Annotated in this window: 17 protein-coding genes and 1 pseudogene; 10 read left to right on the plus strand and 8 right to left on the minus strand. The window is 33.0% G+C overall.

The window, feature by feature from the left end:
• Positions 1–637: 637 nt before the first annotated feature.
• The 4 genes from lpdA to ACJAZK_RS05335 form a co-directional block, all read right to left on the minus strand.
• The gene (gene lpdA / locus ACJAZK_RS05320) at positions 638–2,038 is read right to left on the minus strand and encodes a dihydrolipoyl dehydrogenase (RefSeq protein WP_415222972.1); all 1,401 of its coding nucleotides are present in this window, start codon (positions 2,036–2,038) and stop codon (positions 638–640) included.
• A 277-nt stretch (positions 2,039–2,315) separates the two neighbouring features.
• Positions 2,316–3,086, minus strand: coding sequence for a LuxR C-terminal-related transcriptional regulator (locus ACJAZK_RS05325; protein ID WP_415222973.1), 771 nt, complete (start codon positions 3,084–3,086; stop codon positions 2,316–2,318).
• 39 nt (positions 3,087–3,125) lie between these two features.
• A complete protein-coding gene (locus ACJAZK_RS05330; RefSeq protein WP_415222974.1) occupies positions 3,126–3,752 on the minus strand; it encodes a CPBP family intramembrane glutamic endopeptidase in 627 nt (208 codons plus the stop codon).
• A 23-nt stretch (positions 3,753–3,775) separates the two neighbouring features.
• On the minus strand, positions 3,776–4,234 hold the full coding sequence (locus ACJAZK_RS05335) for an Lrp/AsnC family transcriptional regulator (protein WP_415223018.1): 459 nt from the start codon (positions 4,232–4,234) through the stop codon (positions 3,776–3,778).
• Positions 4,235–4,379: 145 nt separating this feature from the next.
• On the opposite strand from ACJAZK_RS05335, the gene ACJAZK_RS05340 reads away from it, so the two are divergent.
• Genes ACJAZK_RS05340 through ACJAZK_RS05350 form a run of 3 tightly spaced genes read left to right on the plus strand, consistent with a single transcriptional unit; the run spans position 4,380 to position 7,353 of the window.
• A complete protein-coding gene (locus tag ACJAZK_RS05340; protein WP_415222975.1) occupies positions 4,380–5,465 on the plus strand; it encodes a flavin-containing monooxygenase in 1,086 nt (361 codons plus the stop codon).
• A 48-nt stretch (positions 5,466–5,513) separates the two neighbouring features.
• Positions 5,514–6,824 carry a trans-sulfuration enzyme family protein gene (locus tag ACJAZK_RS05345; protein ID WP_415222976.1) on the plus strand — a complete coding sequence of 437 codons (1,311 nt, stop codon included), beginning with the start codon at positions 5,514–5,516 and terminating at the stop codon, positions 6,822–6,824.
• Complete coding sequence (locus ACJAZK_RS05350; RefSeq protein WP_028871781.1) at positions 6,817–7,353, plus strand: OsmC family protein; 537 nt, start codon at positions 6,817–6,819, stop codon at positions 7,351–7,353. Before ACJAZK_RS05345 ends, ACJAZK_RS05350 begins: the two co-directional genes overlap by 8 nt.
• A gap of 9 nt (positions 7,354–7,362) precedes the next feature.
• On the opposite strand, the pseudogene ACJAZK_RS05355 reads toward ACJAZK_RS05350, so the two are convergent.
• Positions 7,363–8,451, minus strand: a pseudogene (locus ACJAZK_RS05355) (metal-dependent hydrolase).
• Between the two features lie 39 nt (positions 8,452–8,490).
• On the opposite strand from ACJAZK_RS05355, the gene ACJAZK_RS05360 reads away from it, so the two are divergent.
• The 5 genes from ACJAZK_RS05360 to ACJAZK_RS05380 all read left to right on the plus strand — a co-directional run bounded on the left by ACJAZK_RS05360 (position 8,491) and on the right by ACJAZK_RS05380 (position 12,481).
• Positions 8,491–10,158 (plus strand): Na+/H+ antiporter NhaC family protein, encoded by a 1,668-nt coding sequence (locus ACJAZK_RS05360; protein ID WP_415222977.1) that lies wholly within the window; start codon positions 8,491–8,493, stop codon positions 10,156–10,158.
• A gap of 210 nt (positions 10,159–10,368) precedes the next feature.
• Positions 10,369–11,013 carry a peroxiredoxin gene (locus tag ACJAZK_RS05365; protein WP_415222978.1) on the plus strand — a complete coding sequence of 215 codons (645 nt, stop codon included), beginning with the start codon at positions 10,369–10,371 and terminating at the stop codon, positions 11,011–11,013.
• 77 nt (positions 11,014–11,090) lie between these two features.
• The gene (locus ACJAZK_RS05370) at positions 11,091–11,399 is read left to right on the plus strand and encodes a thioredoxin family protein (RefSeq protein WP_415223019.1); all 309 of its coding nucleotides are present in this window, start codon (positions 11,091–11,093) and stop codon (positions 11,397–11,399) included.
• A gap of 55 nt (positions 11,400–11,454) precedes the next feature.
• A complete protein-coding gene (locus ACJAZK_RS05375) occupies positions 11,455–11,712 on the plus strand; it encodes a DUF6952 family protein (protein ID WP_415222979.1) in 258 nt (85 codons plus the stop codon).
• A gap of 379 nt (positions 11,713–12,091) precedes the next feature.
• Positions 12,092–12,481 (plus strand): hypothetical protein, encoded by a 390-nt coding sequence (locus tag ACJAZK_RS05380; protein ID WP_415222980.1) that lies wholly within the window; start codon positions 12,092–12,094, stop codon positions 12,479–12,481.
• Positions 12,482–12,663: 182 nt separating this feature from the next.
• Here the strand turns inward: ACJAZK_RS05380 and ACJAZK_RS05385 are convergent, their stop codons facing one another.
• Both ACJAZK_RS05385 and katG read right to left on the minus strand, forming a co-directional pair.
• The gene (locus ACJAZK_RS05385) at positions 12,664–13,134 is read right to left on the minus strand and encodes an ankyrin repeat domain-containing protein (RefSeq protein ID WP_415222981.1); all 471 of its coding nucleotides are present in this window, start codon (positions 13,132–13,134) and stop codon (positions 12,664–12,666) included.
• A 123-nt stretch (positions 13,135–13,257) separates the two neighbouring features.
• Positions 13,258–15,471: a catalase/peroxidase HPI gene (katG, locus tag ACJAZK_RS05390; RefSeq protein ID WP_415222982.1), complete on the minus strand. Its 2,214-nt coding sequence runs from the start codon at positions 15,469–15,471 to the stop codon at positions 13,258–13,260.
• Positions 15,472–15,895: 424 nt separating this feature from the next.
• Between katG and ACJAZK_RS05395 the strand changes: the two genes are divergently transcribed.
• The gene (locus ACJAZK_RS05395; protein ID WP_415222983.1) at positions 15,896–16,132 is read left to right on the plus strand and encodes a putative signal transducing protein; all 237 of its coding nucleotides are present in this window, start codon (positions 15,896–15,898) and stop codon (positions 16,130–16,132) included.
• A gap of 37 nt (positions 16,133–16,169) precedes the next feature.
• On the opposite strand, the gene ACJAZK_RS05400 is transcribed toward ACJAZK_RS05395, so the two are convergent.
• Complete coding sequence (locus tag ACJAZK_RS05400) at positions 16,170–17,795, minus strand: ABC-F family ATP-binding cassette domain-containing protein (protein WP_415222984.1); 1,626 nt, start codon at positions 17,793–17,795, stop codon at positions 16,170–16,172.
• A gap of 241 nt (positions 17,796–18,036) precedes the next feature.
• On the opposite strand from ACJAZK_RS05400, the gene ACJAZK_RS05405 reads away from it, so the two are divergent.
• Complete coding sequence (locus tag ACJAZK_RS05405; RefSeq protein WP_415222985.1) at positions 18,037–19,458, plus strand: TlpA family protein disulfide reductase; 1,422 nt, start codon at positions 18,037–18,039, stop codon at positions 19,456–19,458.
• Positions 19,459–19,464: the final 6 nt, after the last annotated feature.

Genomic DNA, 19,464 nt, shown 5'->3' on the forward strand with positions numbered 1-19,464 from the left:
CTTATGGTATTCTAGTTACTCCTCTGCAACACAATAAAAGGCGCATACCCTCAAGAACAGTTTGACCAATGGCATATCGCAAGTTTTTAAAGATTTCTAGAGCTATTCTCGGCTTTTGCAGAGGTTGTATTTTCCATGGGATATGATTTGGGGATGTGACAAAATATTTAATCAGTCATTGCCTGAGAGTTATTAATGATAGCCGTAATAGTGTAGATAAGGTATTTCGGAAATATACTTTCTAAAAGGAATCGATGCCTAAATCGGCGAAAAAGTGTAACCATTTAATTTCTAATGAAAGCAAATCAAATTAGTGGTTGTAGTTGAGGCTAGTTAACTACATGCGTTTAAAGATATTAAATTGTTACCTTTATAATACTACAACATAAAAACAGAATACTTCGGCAGCATTTTTACTGCATCCAATATCGCAGCAAGCGTCTATGATTTAAAGGATTACTAATGCTATATATTAATTCTGAAATACATACCTTTTATAGATTCCTGACTGCATGGAAATTACAAAACTAAAAAAGCGAACCTGTTCACTGAGTATATTCAAAGTGTGGTTCGCTTTTTAATTATTATGAGATTAACTTCGCTGAATCTTCGGTATTCTGAGAACGCAGGAGTCTATTTACACATGTAAAGCCCGATCTTCAGTCGCAGCCAATGCCGCTTCTTTCATCGCTTCAGCATACGTTGGGTGCGCATGAGACATGCGAGAGATATCTTCAGCAGATGCTCTATATTCCATGGCAACCACTGCTTCAGCAATTAAATCGGCACAACGTGCTCCAATCATATGAATTCCTAAAACTTCATCTGTTTTTTTATCTGCTAGGATTTTTACAAATCCGTCCAAATCCCCTCCTGCTCTTGCACGACCTAATGCTCTAAACGGAAATTGTCCTGCTTTATACTCGACTCCTGCTTCTTTTAATTCTTCTTCTGTTTTTCCTACAGCAGCAACTTCTGGCCAAGTGTAAACAACGCCTGGAATTAAATTATAATTAATATGCGGTTTCTGACCTGCTAACGTTTCAGCAACAAAAACACCTTCTTCTTCAGCTTTATGAGCCAACATAGCACCTCTTACAACATCACCAATCGCGTAAATATTCTTCACGTTTGTTTGTAAATGCTCATTGACTTCAACTTGTCCTCTATCGCTTATTTTCAAACCTGCTGCATCTGCATTTAAGCCTGCTGTATTCGGTTTTCTTCCTACCGAAACTAAACAGTAATCACCTTTAAATTCTACAATCTCACCTTTCTTGTTTTCAGCTTTTACAGTAACCTCGTCACCTTTGCGCTCAACAGATTGTACTTTATGAGACGTCATCATGTTAAACTTGGCCTTCTTAAAAACCTTATTTAATTCTTTAGATAATCCTGCATCCATTGTAGGCAAGATTCTATCCATATATTCTATCACAGTTACCTCAGCGCCTAAACGTCTGTAAACTTGACCAAGTTCTAAACCAATAACCCCTCCTCCAATCACAATCATGTGTTTAGGAATTTCTTTAAGTTTTAAAGCTTCTGTAGACGTGATAACACGTTCTTTATCTAAGGTAATGAAAGGCAGATTTCCAGGTTTTGAACCGGTGGCAATAATAATATTTTTCGCTTCAATCTCTTGGGCGTCTTTACCATCAATTTTAATATGTGTGGCATCTTTAAAACTCCCAAGACCTTCAAAAACATCAATACTATTTTTCTTCATTAAGAAATCAATTCCTCCTGTAGTTTGATCAACAACGGCTTGTTTGCGACCAATCATTTTTTCTAAATTCACTTTGATTTCTCCAGGAATTTCGATTCCATGTTCTTCAAAATGCTTTGTCGCTTCTTCATAATGGTGAGAAGATGCCAATAATGCTTTACTTGGAATACATCCCACATTTAAGCAAGTTCCTCCAAGGGTGGCATATTTCTCTATGATTGCGGTTTTCATACCTAATTGTGCACAACGAATTGCCGCTACATATCCACCAGGTCCAGAACCTATTATTGCTACATCGTATGATTTCATAAGTTTAATTTTATCTAGTTAAAAGACGTTTACAAAAGTACGATTTTGATTGACTAATTCCGAGTGAAGATTAACGTTTTTTGTCCTTATACAGAAATTCTTGAATGACGTTAATTGAGATAATCAAAAAAAGAAAAGTGCCTACTCGAATCGATAAAAATTCTTTTGTAGACACTTTATCTTAATTCCCTATGAATTAATTAATAGCATAATACAAATGTCTTATAAAAAGAAATACGTTGCAATACTCAAATTGAGTAATTTTAACAGTTTGTATTTAAATCAAATTTTGATTCATTTTCAGCATACCAATAAGTTCGCCTGTAGAAGATATATTAAGTTTTTTTAATATGTTTCTACGATGCGTATCTACCGTATGAGGGCTTATATTGAGCTTTTTAGAAATCTCTTTACTACTAAAATCTAAAACTAATAATCTAATGACATCTCTTTCTCTGTTACTAATCCCTTCACTTAATAATTTTTTTCCGTAATTATTAAAATAAAGCGTCTCATATTCATTCTGATTATTTAATAATTTAGCAGATGCAGTTATGTCCATTTTTATTTTAGAATGAAGAACCGTGTAATGTGCAAGCCCAATAATAGGTTTCCCTTGGCTATCAAAAGCTAAAGGCGTTGTATTTTGAATTAAATTCACATAAACATTTTCAGCATTTTTAAACCTATAATTCCATGTGTAGTTTGCTTTGTAACGGTCTTCTTCATTAATATTCCCCAAAGTAAATTTCATTAATTCATTTAGTGCTTTAAGCCATTTCTCAAGATCACCAGGATGAATTCTACTCCAAAAATAACGCATACCTTGAGTTTTTAATTCATTAGAATCCAATCCAAGACAGGCTTTAAAATTTTTGCTTATATACTCAAATTCTAAGCTTTGTGTATTCGTAATACAAAAAAATGTGGAGCTATAAGGCAAATAACTATCCAAGTCCATAATTTTTTTGATGTGTGTTTCTAAGGAAGGTTTCTCGTAAGACTTAAAAATAGACATATACAAATCCTTAATCTGGTAGTATTTCATAGAATGACAATTTTCTTTATGCTAAATTAAAAAAAAATACTAATGTGGAAATCCTAACATTTCTCCCATTCCAACTGTAAACAACCAACAGCCATAAATAGCATGCTCAATGGTTACTAACAATGTTGATTTTGTATTTCTATAGGTTAGAGCAAAAAGAATTCCTCCAAAGAACGTTATAATCATGACAAGCCCATTTTTGAAGAAAATATGAGCTAATGAAAATAAGGCTGCATTGACAATAATAAAAAGTGTTTTGTTTTTAAACAGCGATAGATAACGCTGAAAAAAGAAGGTTCTATAAATCAACTCTTGAGGATATACTGAGAAAAAACTGTAAAGAAATAAAATCGTCAACCAGAGTAATGGCTTATTCAAAACGACAACATAGAGGTTAGATGAATCTACAAACCATACATAGCTGGTTGTTAAAAGAGCAATACCGATCAATTGCAGAAATGTTCGTTTAATAAAAGATGACCAATCTAGGTTTTGAGCAATTCTGAACTTATTTTTCTCAACTCGTAAAAGCACAAAAAGGATGTATAAAAACCCCAATAATCCAATAATTATTTTAATCCAAATAGGATACTCAATTGCAAAACTGACTGGCACTAAAATGAAGACGATAAAGAATTCTGATAATTTATAAGCGGATGATTGCATAAGTTAAAGGTAGCCAATTAATGCTAAACACTAATCGCCGTGGTATGTTTTACTTCACTAATCATGAAAGCACTGTGGGTACTTGCAATATGACTGATTGACGTTAATTTTTTAACCATAAATTCTCTAAACTCGTCCATATCTGCAACAATAACTTTAAGCAGATAATCATAATCTCCACTTATATGGTAACATTCTAAAACCTCTTCTATCTCCTTCACCTCCTTTTCAAATTGGACCACATAATCATTGGTGTGCTGCATTAATTTAATACTACAAAACGTCACGAAAGATCTGTCTACAGATTTCTTATCAACTAGAGCCACATACTTTGAAATAATACCTTCACGTTCTAATTTTTTAATACGCTCATAAACTGCTGTCACAGAAAGATTTAATTTACCAGAGAGTTCTTTATTTGTTTGCTTACTATCTATTTGGAGAAAATGAAGTAATTTTTTATCTATGGCATCTCGTTGAATCATGAGTTTGAAAGATTTTCAGTTTATGATATTGAATACTAATATTTAAAACAAATATAACTATAAATTCATTATTATATAGTTTTATTTTCTAAATAAACTACAAATGTTTGTTTTATAATCTAAATAAGCTGAAATTTGAAGCATGACAGACTTTATAATTATTGGAGCTGGACAGGCAGGGTTATCAATGGCTTACCAACTTACTAAATTAAAAAAAGATTTCTTAATTCTTGATGCTAACAGTGAAACTGGAGCACCATGGCTCAAACGTTGGGATTCATTAAAACTATTTACACCAACAGAGTTTAACCATTTACCAGGAATGGACTTCCCTACAAAAAGAGGCTATTATCCAGATAAATATGAGGTTGCAGCTTATTTGAAATCCTATGTTACGAAATTCAAAATACCAATTACTTTTAATCAAAAGATTAAAGGTTTAAAAAAGGAAGATGATCATTTTGTTTTAAAAAGTGAATCAAAAACCTTTAAAGCGAAAAATGTTGTAGTGGCAACAGGTCCGTTTCACAAACCGTTTACGCCACCTTTCCACTCTAAAATTTCAAAAGACATTATCCAAATACATAGTGAACACTATAAAAATCCCGACCAACTTCAAAAAGGAGACACATTAGTCGTTGGTGCAGGGGATTCTGGAGTTCAAATTCTCAATGAAATTTCGAACACTGATCGCAATGTCTATTTTTCTGGAGATACTAATATTACTTCAATTCCTCAAGAAATATTGGGAAAAACAATATGGTGGTGGTTTAAGAAGATTGGATTTCTATCGGTTAGTAAGTTTTCTTATATAGGAAAAAAACTAAGTAAAGGTGGTCAACCTGTTATTGGAACAGATGTAAAATCACTCTTAAAAAAAGACAATGTAATTTGTGTTGGGCGAACTTTAGATGCCAATGAAACCGAATTATATTTTGAAGAAGGACATTATCAAAACATAAAAAATATTGTTTGGGCAACGGGTTTCAAACCTAATTTTGAATGGATTGAAGGGGTCACTCTAAACGATTATAAATACCCAAAAAACTATAGAGGTGTTAGTGCTTTAGAAGGGCTCTACTTTTTAGGGCTTCCCTGGTTATTCACTAGAGGCTCTGCAACCTTGGGTGGTGTAAAAAAAGATGCTAAATTTTTAAGTGATTATATTGAAAAATCAAAAGAAGAACCTGCTTACTCTAATATGATTTTAAAAAAACAATTTGCATAATCCATGCCAAATGAATTTTAAGTTTATTTGGTCTTACTCCTTTAATAAATGAAAAAAAGTTATCAAGGTATTGAACAAAAAAGAGCCAATGGTGATGTTTGGTTTAATGATCTTAAACGCAAGCGATCTCAAGGTCCTACATTGAGCACCAATAGATACGAAAATTACAAGGAGTCCACTAAATCCATTCACGCTGGACAATATGACGATCCAACAACTGGAGCATTGGGAACTCCAATTTTTCAATGTTCAACGTTTTACCTGAATGAATCTTCTTATGAAGCTATTGAAGAAGGACGTGGACGCGATGAAATGATTTATACGCGTTACGGGAACCCGTCGCAATGGAGCGTTCAAGAAAAGTTATCTGCTTTAGAAAATGCAGAGAGCTCTATTGTATTTTCTTCTGGAATGGCTGCCATCTCCACAGCTATTCTTGGCATGCTAGATAAAGGAAGTCATGTGGTATCTTCTAGAGATATTTATGGTGGGACTTATAATTTTCTATATGAAGATTTAGATAAATATGGCATGTCTGTAACTTTCACATCCCCTACAGATATTGAAGATATCGAATCAGCAATTCAAGATAATACCAAAATATTATATTTTGAATCCCTGACGAATCCCTTATTAAAAATCGTACCAATTGAAGCGATTGTCGCCCTAGGTAAAAAATATGATTTGAGAGTTATTATTGACAATACATTCTTAACGCCTTACAATGTTAAACCTTTAGATTTAGGTGTGGATTTGGTTGTAAATTCTGCCACAAAATACTTGAATGGTCATTCAGATTTAATTGGAGGAACAGTTTCTGGGTCTAGAAAACTAGTAGACCGTTTATGGCCCCAAATGCTAAAAAATGGTGGCTCAATGGATCCACATGTCTGCTTTTTATTAGAACGCAGTCTAAAAACGTTTGCTTTACGCATGCGCACACATAATAGCAATGCTCTAGAATTAGCTACGTATCTAGAAAATCATCCCAATATCAAAAAAGTATACTATCCTGGATTAGCATCCCATAATCAGCATGCATTAGCTAAAACTCAATTAAAAGGAAAAAACTCTGGGATGATAAGTTTTGAAATTAAAGGTGGTGACAAAAATGCGCATTCCCTTTTAAAGCTATTAAAATTACCTAAAGAAGCAACAAGTCTTGGTGGTGTAGAAAGTCTTATTTCTTTACCCTACAATACATCACAAGCATCACTAACCAAAGAACAACAAAAAACCATTGGTATTAATGACGGGCTTATACGTCTTTCTGTTGGTGTAGAAGATATTGAAGATTTAACATCAGATTTTGAACAAGCATTACATTACATTTTTAAAAAACAACCTAACTATGCTTAATAATATAAATATTGCAGGCTTAAGCGAATATGCAAACGAGGTAAAAGAACAAAACATCGAAGGCAAAGCATCTTATGGTGTAAAACTCAACTGGGAAAGCGGAACAAAAACAACAGTATCAACAAAAAACATGGTACTTGGAGAACATAAACTTATTCGTGATTTTAAGTTCACTATTGATGAGCCTAACGAATTATTGGGAGTTAACTGTGCACCAAATCCTGCGGAATACATGCTTGGTGGTATGGCTGGTTGTATGGCTGTGACATTTATGGCTGGTGCAACAGCTATGAATATTGAAATTAATCAATTACAACTTGAAATTGATGGCGAATTAGATTTACGAGGGTTCTTAGGTCTAAATCCTGATGTTAATCCTGGTTTTCCAGAGCTAAAATTTATTTTCTACGTCGAAGGAAACGGTACACAAGAACAATATGAGAAATTAATGGAGCGTGTGACTATGCATTCACCAAACTACAATACCATCAAAAATGAAGTAAAGCTTATTGGTAAACTACAATCTTGATATTAGAGATTAATTAATCCCCTTTAGACGTGCCCAAAGTGCACTCATCGTGAACTTTAAATCATCTATTTGAGGCGCAAATGGCTTCATATCCAAACGCTTATCTAATGTATAAAGTTCTAGACTAAAAAGTGCTTGATAACCGTCTCGTGTCTCAACTAAGGGATTGCGCAAGTCTTTATACGTATAATCTCCATTCCCTAGACTTTCAATATTATAATAATTATTGCTAAACCAAGCTAAACATCTAAGATCTTTATAGTCGTCTATTTGTAAACCTCTTTTCTTCGGAAATATCTTCCACTCAGAAAATTTATGGGATTCATCAAATAATGAATAGTAAGCAACTTGATACGTGCTATCAGTTTCGGCAATACCATACCATAATAAGTTGTTTAGTATTGAAGGTTGTGTACTAAACCGATTGTAATTGAGGCCTTTTTGAGCTAAATAATTCTTAAAAACCTGATCGATATGTACTTTATTAAATACAGTAAACATCATATATACCGAACTTACCCCTACGCCAATTTTCAACCATAATCGACGCTTATTACTCTGTCTTTTATAAAATAGCAACACAATCATACTTAACAAAAAAGGCACAGTATATAGAGGATCTGCAACTGCAATATTATTAAAAGCCACACGATAACTAGAAAATGGTGCAAACAATTGTGTTCCATATGGTGTGAAACAGTCTAGTAAAGGATGTGTAAACAAAGACCAGAAAAACAATTGAATCCAGTCTTTTTGTGTGGTTGTATGTAATCGCTTTCCAGTATTTTATAATTTGAATGCCAACCAACCGAATAAAAAACCAGCCAAAACGGAAAATAAAATAGAGTGCATAAACCCTCTATGAAACAACATAATATCAATTTCATTTGTATAAATTAATCTTCCGAAGAACACATCTAAATCAGGAATCGTTCCTCCCATAGCTCCAAATAATAACGCTTTATTACCTATTTTTCTTCCTAGAACAGCTTCACCACAAGCAGCACCTAAAATAATTTGAGTTAAGGAATCCATTACTATTTTTAAAATTGAAATGTAAAAGTACGCAACAATTTTGATTTGCAGAATAGCCAACATTATTGTAACATTACCATAGAAAACAGTCAAAATAATCACATGAGCGAAGACAATAACATTTCAAAATTTAAAGCTAAAGATCAAAACATAGTTGATAATAAGGAACTTAATTTCTTTGAAGCGTTAATTCCTGTCATTATTTTAATGGGAATGTTAGCTTATAATATCTTTTTTGTTGACGATCAAGAGTGGTTTGGAAGTTATACTAATCAAATCATACTATTACTTGGAGGTATCGTATCTGCCATTGTAGGCTTTTTTAATAAAGTCTCTTTGGGATTAATGCTTAGAGAGATTTGGGAGAATCTTAGAAGTGTTTTTGTGCCGATAATGATTTTATTTTTGGTTGGTGCGCTTGCTGGTACTTGGTTGGTTAGTGGCGTGATTCCTGCTATGGTTTATTACGGATTACAAGTTTTGAGTCCAGAGATATTTTTACCAGCGTCTGTGATTATTGCTGCAGTTATTTCTATTGCTACTGGAAGCTCGTGGACCACCTCTGCCACCGTTGGGATTGCCTTGGTTGGTATTGGTACAGCTTTAGGCATCAATCCTGGGATGATTGCTGGCGCCGTAATTTCGGGAGCTTATTTTGGAGATAAAATGTCACCTTTAAGCGATACCACAAACCTTGCTCCTGCAATGGCTGGAACCGATTTATTTACCCATATCAAATACATGGCATATACAACCGTACCAACCATAATTGTAACTTTGATTGTCTTTGCTATCATAAGTGCCACAATAGACACCACAGGAAATGCAGATATTTCTCAAATACTCGAAACTATTGATGCTACTTTTAATATCACCCCTTGGTTATTTGCAGTACCTGTTGCCGTTGTTGGTTTAATTTTATTAAAAACAAAACCATTAGTCGCCTTAGGGACTGGAGTTATTTTAGCTATTATTTTCGCAGTTATTTTCCAACCTAATGTCTTAGAAAATGTCACAGGATCAAAAACTGAAACTATAGTAAATTCAATATTTACAGATACTAATATCCCTATTGATGATTCGACTTACATGGCAAACCTCAATACACAGGATATAAAAGCCATAAATAATAACGAAAATCTAGAACCTCTATTCGCTGATGGGGGAATTGAAAAAAACTTTTCAAATGAAGAATTACAACACATTTTTGACAATGCCAACTATGATAAAAACACATTAGACCTAAAAACAGAAAGCCTAAGTAGACTCTTGACTATTGATAAACTCAAACAACTTTTTGGTGCTGGAGGAATGAACGGAATGCTATGGACTATTTATCTCATAATGTGTGCAATGGTTTTTGGGGGTATTATGGATGCTATAGGTGCCTTATCTAGAATTACCAAAGCACTACTCTCTATTGCCACGACAGTTTTTGGATTGTTTGCGAGTACAGTTGTAAGTTGCTTAGGACTAAATATTATTGCCTCAGACCAATATCTCGCCTTAGTAATCCCAGGAAAGATGTTCAAGAAAGCTTACCAAGATAGAGGCCTTGCTCCAGAAAACTTATCTAGAACTTTAGAGGACTCTGGAACTGTTACATCTGTGTTAATTCCTTGGAATACTTGTGGAGCATACCAATCTGGTGTGCTAGGTGTTGGTGTTAGCGAGTATTTTATATATGCTATTTTTAATTGGCTAAGTCCTTTTACAACCCTAGTATTTGCTGCTTTCTCAATAAAAATTCGAGAATTAAAAAATAAGTAAAAATAATATTTTATTATTATGAGCTCATAATTGCATACTTGACAGTTTTAACATTCATTATTTATCAAATTAATACATTTTTACCTACTTTAATTAAACTATAATCAAATACTATTATTTCATAGTTTCTTATAATTAATATCTATATTAATTACCTATTCTATTCTTTAGTTTTGCACTAAGATATAACAACAAATTAAAAATATAGATATGGCTTTAGTAGGAAAAAAATTTCCAGATTTAAACGTAAATGCAATGAATGATATGGGTGATACTTTCAAACTCAACGTTCTTGAAGAAGCAAAAAACAACAACAAAAAAGTAGTTTTATTTTGGTACCCTAAAGATTTTACTTTTGTATGTCCAACTGAATTACATGCATTTCAAGCTGCACAAGCAGAATTTGAAAAAAGAAATACAATCGTGATCGGAGCGTCTTGTGATACTGCAGAAGTGCATTTTGCTTGGTTAAGCACAGCTAAAGACAACGGAGGGATTGAAGGTGTAACGTATCCAATATTAGCAGATTCAAATAGAAACCTAGCAACTGCTCTTGATATTTTAGATATTTCTGAAGGTAATTTTAACGAAGAAACTGGATTATATACTGTTGAAGGTGATAATGTAACGTATAGAGCGACTTACATCATTGACGAAGAAGGAACCATCCAACACGAAAGCGTTAACAACATGCCATTAGGTAGAAACGTAAATGAATATTTAAGAATCATTGATGCTTTAACGCACGTTCAAGAAAAAGGAGAAGTTTGTCCTGCAAACTGGGAAGAAGGAAAAGATGCCATGCAGGCGAATGCTAAAGGTACTGCAGCGTATTTAAAAGCACAAATGAACTAAACATAACATTCAAATTCTAAATTCCAATGTTTAAATCGTTTGGTTTAGATATTGGAATATTAATATTAATCAAAATTATGGTCAAGGAATTAGAACACGATAATTTATCTGAATTCATTTCAGAAAACGAAACGGTAATTGTACAATATTCTGCTACTTGGTGTGGCAACTGTAGAATCATGAAGCCAAAATTCAAAAAGTTAGCTTCTGAAAATGAAAATATCACATTCGTAATGGCTGATGCAGAACAATTTCCAGAATCTAGAAAATTAGCGACTGTTGATAATTTACCAACATTTGCGACATTTAAAAACGGAACTTTTGTCAATCAAACGCAAACCAACAAGTTTGATGTTTTGAAGGAATTGGTTGAAGGCGTAAAGTAAATTGTATAATCTTTAAGAGTTTTCCGCTGTCGCGGACATTAAAAATAAATTTTCCATGAAGTTACCTGTAATTAAACATTTATCTCAATTTATTGAAGACAACGACGAAGATTATGTTGTTGAAACCATCGAAACACTTGAGAATCTTACTGAAGTGCCTTCTTTGAAAGATGAAGAACTAGATGTTATTGGAGAACTAATCTCTAACATGTATGGTGCTTTAGAAGTTCAAAAGATGATCAAGACGGGAACACCCAAAAAAGAGGCGTTGAATACTTTTATGAAACGTGTTATGGGTTCTATTGATACTTAGAAAGAAGAAAAAATAGTAGTATTTAAAAGTCACTTTGCGAAAGCAAGGTGATTTTTTTGTTTAAATCAAAACTTAACGTTACACGAATTTTCTACTACCTTAGTTTACAACTAATAAAATTCATTGAAATGGAACTGTATCTTTGCATTGGATTGCAAACAATTTAAAATAAAAAATGAGAAAATATATTATTTTAATAATTACAATATTAACTTTTTAAACCAGCTTTGCTCAATAAGACTGGACTCGTGGTAAACTATATTTAAAACGTGAAGAAATTTTAATAGGGTATATCAAAATCCCAACAACTTCAATTCCTATAACACCTATTTCCTTTGGGAAATCTGAACTAAAATATAGACCTGAATTAAGAAGTAGGATGAAAAAATTTGACCAAACACAAGTTGACAAGGTGTATTTTGGAACTTCTAATCCAAATCTTGACTATTATGAACATATACCAATAACTAGCAATAAAATGTTAATATTTAAATTAATAAGAAATGGAAAAGTAAAACTTTACACCAGAACAATTAAAAGACATGTACGTAGAGATTTTTCAAATCAAAATGGATTATATAGTACAAAGGACATAAAAGTAAAACAATACTTTTTAATACGTGAAAACAAACTTACTGCAACTCAAGTCCTATACAACGCTGATCTTCGATCATTTAAAAACTCCATAAAAAATTACGTCTCTGACTGTGAAGATGTTGTTTCTTTTATTGAAGATGATATTTATGAAAAAAAAATGTTACTCAAATAGTTGAAAATTATAATCTTATCTGTGAATAAAAACTATTAACAACAACGTGCATAGCCAATTGCTTGTTACGTGCGTGTACTCTAAAATTCTACTTATTTTATTCTGTTTCGTTTCTCTTTACTAATTTAGTTGCTAGCCAATGCAACTAAACATACACATCATGTTAAACGAACATATAAAAACTATTTCAAAAGGTCAACAATTGATTGGAAGCCTTTTTCTGAAGCATAATTTAATGCTGTTTTACTTTCGTTATCCTGAATGGTTGTATCTGCTCCTTTTTCTAAAAGCAGCCTAACACTCTTTTCTTGATTATACATCGTTGCAAAAATCAAGGGTGTTGTTCCTAAATTATTTTGAGCATTAATATGTGCTCCGTTCTCAATTAATAGCCTTGCTAACTTTTCGTTGCCTTTAAAACAAACTCCAATTAATGCCGTATTTCCAGTACCATCTTTAGTATCTATGTTTGCCTTATGATCAATTAAAAGAGCACTCGCCCTTTCATTATCAAAATAAGTTGCAAAAATTAAGGGTGTAAAACCTCTAGAATCTTTCGTGTTTACTAATTTTGGATTAGCAACTAAAAGTCTTTTTAGGGTATCATGGTCTTTTGTACGAATAGCTTCGAAGAATAATTCAACCTCTTTCATAAACATATTATTATTTTGATTGGATGTTCAACCAATCATCATTTGTAAATCTTCCAATTTAAAGTAGAAAGAAGCGAGTTTAATACACTCGCTCCTTCCCTGTTTTCTGTTTTCTTCTGAAAATCACTTCAAATCAAAACGATCTAAATTCATTACTTTTGTCCATGCTTTAACGAAGTGATTAATAAACATATCCTCACCATCATTAGCACCATAAACTTCACAAATAGCACGTAATTCAGAGTTTGAACCAAAAATCAAATCAGCACGCGTTCCATGAAATTTAACGTCACCTGTTTTGCGATTACTACCTTCAAAGTATTTGTCATCGTCCGAAGTGGCTTTCCAAGTATAATTTAAATCTAAAATAGCTTTAAAAAAGTCGTTGCTTAATGCCCCAACACTTTCAGTAAAAACACCATGATTAGAACCATCATAATTAGCTCCTAAAACTTTTAAACCACCAGCTAAAACTGTCATTTCAGGAATAGTTAATGTCAATAAATTAGCACGATCAATTAATAGATCTTCCGCAGCTAATTTGACATTAGGTTTGATGTAATTTCTAAAACCGTCTGCCAAAGGCTCTAAATAACAAAATGAATCGATATCTGTTTGCTCTTGAGTAGCATCTCCTCTACCCTGATTAAAATCTAATACAACTGTATGTCCCGCCTTTTTAGCAGCTAATTCAACACCTACATTTCCTGATAAAACAATTAAATCTGCCATGGAAATATCGCCATTGAATTGGGTTTGGATGTCTTCCAATTTATGGAGAACAATTTGCAGAGCCATAGGATTATTAACCTCCCAATTTTTTTGGGGTTCTAATCGTATACGTGCACCATTTGCTCCACCACGTTTATCTGAACCTCTGTAAGTAGAAGCAGACGCCCAAGCAGTCGTTACCATTTGTGATATTGAAAGACCCGAATCTCTTATGAGTTGTTTTAGTGAACTCATATCTCCATCACTTAAAGTATAATCAACTTTTGGTACTGGGTCTTGCCATAATAATTCTTCTTTAGGAACTTCTGGACCTAAGTAACGGTCAATTGGTCCCATGTCACGATGCGTTAATTTATACCACGCGCGTGCAAAAGCATCTTCAAAAGCTTTGTGATCTTTATGAAAATGCTTAGAAATTTTCAAATAGTCTGGATCTATCTTTAGTGCTATATCTGCGGTTGTCATCATCAATGCTTGCTTGCCATTAGCATCTCCAGCTCTTGGGGCCATTCTCGCATTTGATGCTGCTGTTGGAGTCCATTGGTGTGCACCTGCTGGACTTTTCGTTAATTCCCAATCATAATTCAATAACACTTCAAAATAATCATGATCCCATTGGGTTGGGTTAGGCGTCCATGCACCTTCAATACCACTTGTAATTGTATCCTCTAAAACTCCGGTACCAAAACTATTTTTCCAACCCGTACTCATCTCTTGTATTGTTGCACCAGCTGGTTCTGTACTGACATACTTATCGGGATCTGCAGCACCGTGAGCTTTCCCAAAAGTATGACCGCCAGCGACTAAGGCAACGGTTTCTTCATCATTCATGGCCATGCGACCAAAGGTCTCTCTAACATTCTTAGCAGAACCCATTGGGTCTGGATTACCATTTGGTCCTTCTGGATTGACATAAATCCACCCCATCATTACTGCTCCTAATGGATCTTCTAGTTCTCCATTTTCATAGCGTTCATCATTTGCACCCCATTCCGTCTCGCTTCCCCAATATACATCTTGTTCTGGCTCAAAGATATCTTCTCGACCTCCAGCAAATCCAAAGGTTCTAAAACCCATCGATTCTAAAGCACAATTACCTGCGAGTATCATTAAATCTGCCCAAGAAATACTTTGTCCGTATTTTTGCTTAATAGGCCATAATAATAATCGCGCTTTATCAAGGTTTCCATTATCTGGCCAACTGTTTATTGGCGCAAACCTTTGGTTTGCTCCACCTGCTCCTCCTCGACCATCACCAATTCTATACGTTCCTGCGCTATGCCATGCTAAACGAATCATAAGGCCACCATAGTGACCGTAATCTGCAGGCCACCAATCTTGAGAATCTGTCATCAAATTTAAAACTTCTCTTTTCAACGCACTAAAATCTAACTTTTGAAATGCTTTTGAATAATCAAAATCTTTATCCATTGGACTAGATTCTGGAGCGTGTTGTCTCAAAATATTAAGGCGAAGTTCATTTGGCCACCAATCGCGATTTGTAGTTCCACCTCCTGAGGTCTTATTATTTGTTCCACTTAAAAAAGGGCAATTTGATGCGGAAGAATTATTAATTCCGAAGGCTTCAGTGTTTTTATTATCCATGGTAAATGTTTTATTTTATTGATCGTTTAAAGTTAGAAAAATTAAACACTTTAACACTATAGATATTTATTATTATAAATTATATTAAGATTGAAGAAATCTATAGATGTATCATTATTTCAGACAGAAAAGTTAAGTATTAGGGTCTGTTCCTTACAAACTGGATATAAAAGCAAAAAGCCATATTCTTACGAATATGGCTTTTCAACAACCTAACTAAATCAATCAAAATATTACCCTTAACAGATAATTACTTTATTTGTTTAACGAAAGTACAAAATGATTAAACATTATTTTGACTTATTATAAAAATTTTAACATTCCTATAGATTTTATAAAACAACAAAAAAAGTGGCGCATTTTTTGTAACTTATAGTCCATTATTAATACCTATACATTACTTGTTAATCTTAAATTTAAAACGATGTCAGATAACGCATACACTAAAATATTCTCAGGAAGTTTCATCATTGTTCAATTGGCTTTAGATAGGCTTAAAAGCGCAGGAATAAACGCTATTATCAAAGACGAATCTGAATCTGGAAGACTTGCAGGTTTTGGAGCCTCTATACAAGGGTACCAAGAACTTTACGTGAGTAATGAAGAACTATTAGAAGCAAAAACAATTATATCAAGTGTTCAGGACGAGTTAGAGTCTTAGAGTTTTTCTATTTCCGAAGAGAAAAAAATATAGGAGACTATACTGTTACTGCATACATTTTTTCTCTCATCTCTTTAATATTTTTATCGCTCATATAGTCATCAAATGTCATGTAACGATCTATAACGCCACTTGGTGTTAATTCGATAACGCGATTAGCCACTGTTTGAGCAAATTCGTGATCATGAGTTGTAAACATGATTGTCCCTTTGAAATTTTTAAGCGAATTATTGAATGCAGTAATACTCTCTAAATCTAAATGATTTGTTGGTTCATCAAGCATTAATACATTTGCTCTTACCATCATCATACGACTTAACATACAACGTACTTTTTCTCCTCCAGAAAGTACATTTGAAGTTTTTAAAGCTTCTTCTCCACTAAAAATCATTTTACCAAGGAAGCCTCTAATAAAAACTTCTTCTCGTTCCTCTTCTGTTGTTGCCCATTGACGCAACCAGTCTACAAGTGAAAGGTTATTATCAAAATACTCGCTATTATCTAAAGGTAAATAAGACTGTGTCGTAGTAACTCCCCAAGCAAACTTACCTGAATCTGCTGCTTCCTTACTATTTATAATTTGATAGAAAGCTGATGTTGCTCGAGAATCTTTAGAGAACAGTACTACTTTTTCTCCTTTATTAAGATTAATATCTATATTACTAAATAAGACTTCGCCTTCTAATGATTTTGATAATCCTTCAATATTTAAAATTTGGTCTCCTGCCTCACGGTCACGGTCAAAAATAATAGCAGGATAGCGACGACTAGAGCGTCTAATATCTCCTATATTTAATTTTTCAATCATTTTCTTTCGACTTGTTGCTTGCTTTGATTTTGCAACATTAGCAGAGAAACGTCTAATAAATTCTTCTAGTTCTTTTTTCTTGTCTTCTGCTTTTTTATTTTGTTGTGCATGCTGTCTTGCTGCTAATTGTGAAGACTCATACCAAAACGTATAGTTTCCAGAAAAATGGTTGATTTTACTAAAATCAATATCCGAAATATGTGTACAAACGGCATCTAAAAAGTGTCTATCGTGAGATACCACAATAACACAATTATCATAGTTAGCTAAAAAGTTTTCTAACCAAGAAATCGTTTCGTAATCTAAATCATTTGTAGGCTCATCCATAATTAACAAATCTGGACTTCCAAAAAGGGCTTGTGCTAATAAGACACGTACTTTTTGTTTACCATCTAAGTCTCTCATTAATGTATAATGATATTCTTCTTTGATGCCAAGGTTTGATAGCATAGCTGCTGCATCACTATCTGCATTCCAACCATTCATTTCTTCAAACTGCACTTGAAGTTCTCCTATTTTTTCAGCATTTTCATCTGTATAATCAGCGTAAAGTGCATCAATTTCAGACTTCAACTTAAATAAAGGTTTGTTACCCATAATGATGGTTTCTAAAACAGTGTGCTCATCATATAAGTTATGATTTTGTTCTAAAACCGACATACGTTTACCTGGCTCTAAATGGACATGTCCCGAAGTAGGATCTTGTTTTCCTGCAATAATATTTAGAAATGTAGATTTTCCTGCGCCATTTGCCCCAATGATTCCATAAATATTTCCATTATTAAAGGTTGTATTTACTTCGTCAAAAAGGATTCTTTTTCCGAATTGTACCGAAAGATTTGATACTGATAACATACTGTATTTATTTAAGTTACAACTTTTACCGCTTTAGAATTTCCGAAGAAACATAAGCACCCAAAGTTTCAGGATGCAAAAGTAAAAAATTCTTACGATTGTATGAAACTAAACGGCTTATTTTTAGCTCCAAAATAACCTCTTATCTTAGTAAAATCAACATTTAACAACCTATTAACATCAGTTAGAGTTCGCAACCTTTATTTTTGTTAGGAATAATTACCCACGACTTAAATTTTCTATGAAACTAATTATAGCTAGTATATTAACAAGTTTCTTATGTACATGTTGCAATTCTGAACCCAAAACCGCTGATACAGCTTATTTTGGCGGAGAAATTGTCAATCCTAATAATAATTATATCACCATCTATAATAACGAAACTGAGCGTGATACTATTCGTCTAGACGTACAAAATAGGTTTGTCTATAAAATTAATGATTTGAAGGCTGGTTTATATTATTTTACCCATGGAGGTGAATATCAAACGCTTCTTATTGAGCCTAATGATAGCATCATGCTTAGATTAAACACTAGTGATTTTGATGAGTCTTTAGTCTATACTGGAATTGGTTCCAAAAAGAATAATTTTCTCATAAAGGCATTTTTAAATGATGAAGTAGTTAGCAAGGAGTTCTATGAACTACAACATTTAGAACCAGAAGAATTTGAAAAACACATCAATAAAGCAAGGCAGCAGCGATTAGAAAATTTAGAGCGTTTTGTAATTAAACAAGAAACGTCATTATTATTTAAGAAAATTGCTGAGGCTGGAATCAATTACAGCTACTATACGTATAAAGAAAAATATCCTTTTGGTTACTTCGGAAATAATAAGTTGATACATTACAAGGATCTTCCTGACGGTTTTTATGATTATAGGACAAATATTGATTTTAATGATGTGTCTCTAAGTGGTGTTTATTCATATAATAAGTTTATGGATTGGTATTTTCATAATACTGCCTTAAAAGAATATTATCATGATGGAAGTCATCATAAATTTGATAGACAAGCTCTAGATTATAATCTAGAAAAATTAAGATTAATTGATAGTGTTATTGATAATAAAACAATAAAAGACTATGTGCTAAAACATGCGACTAGAGTATTTGTATATAATAGTTCTAGCGCAGAGCAATCTAAAAGTATGCTCGACTCTTACCTAAAAAAGAGCACCAATGAATTTGACAAAACCTACATTAAAAATTTGGTTAATTCTACTTTAAGCTTGTATCCAGGAAATAAGGTGCCTAATATTGATATTGTAGATTTTAATAGTAATATTATAGATCTACATGACGTTATTAAAGCACCAACAGTAATTTACTGCTGGTCATCAAATTTTAAATTTAGTTATACGAACAATCATTATATGATGAAAAATTTAAAAGTTAAATATCCTAACATGAATTTTATTGCCATCAATATTAATGACATGAATACGAGTTCCTGGAAAAAGACATTAAATTTATTAAAGTATCCTACTGAGAATGAATATATGTTTAAAAATCCTAATGAAGCCATCCAAAAGTTTGCTATAGCTAATTCACAAAAGGTATTAATAGTGGATAATAATGGCTATATCATTGAATCTAACACCGATTTATTTAGTACCGATATTGACGAGCTTATTGAGTCCACTTTAGCCCACACGCATTAAATAAAC

This window comes from Psychroserpens sp., assembly GCF_047633235.1.
Taxonomy (GTDB): domain Bacteria; phylum Bacteroidota; class Bacteroidia; order Flavobacteriales; family Flavobacteriaceae; genus Psychroserpens.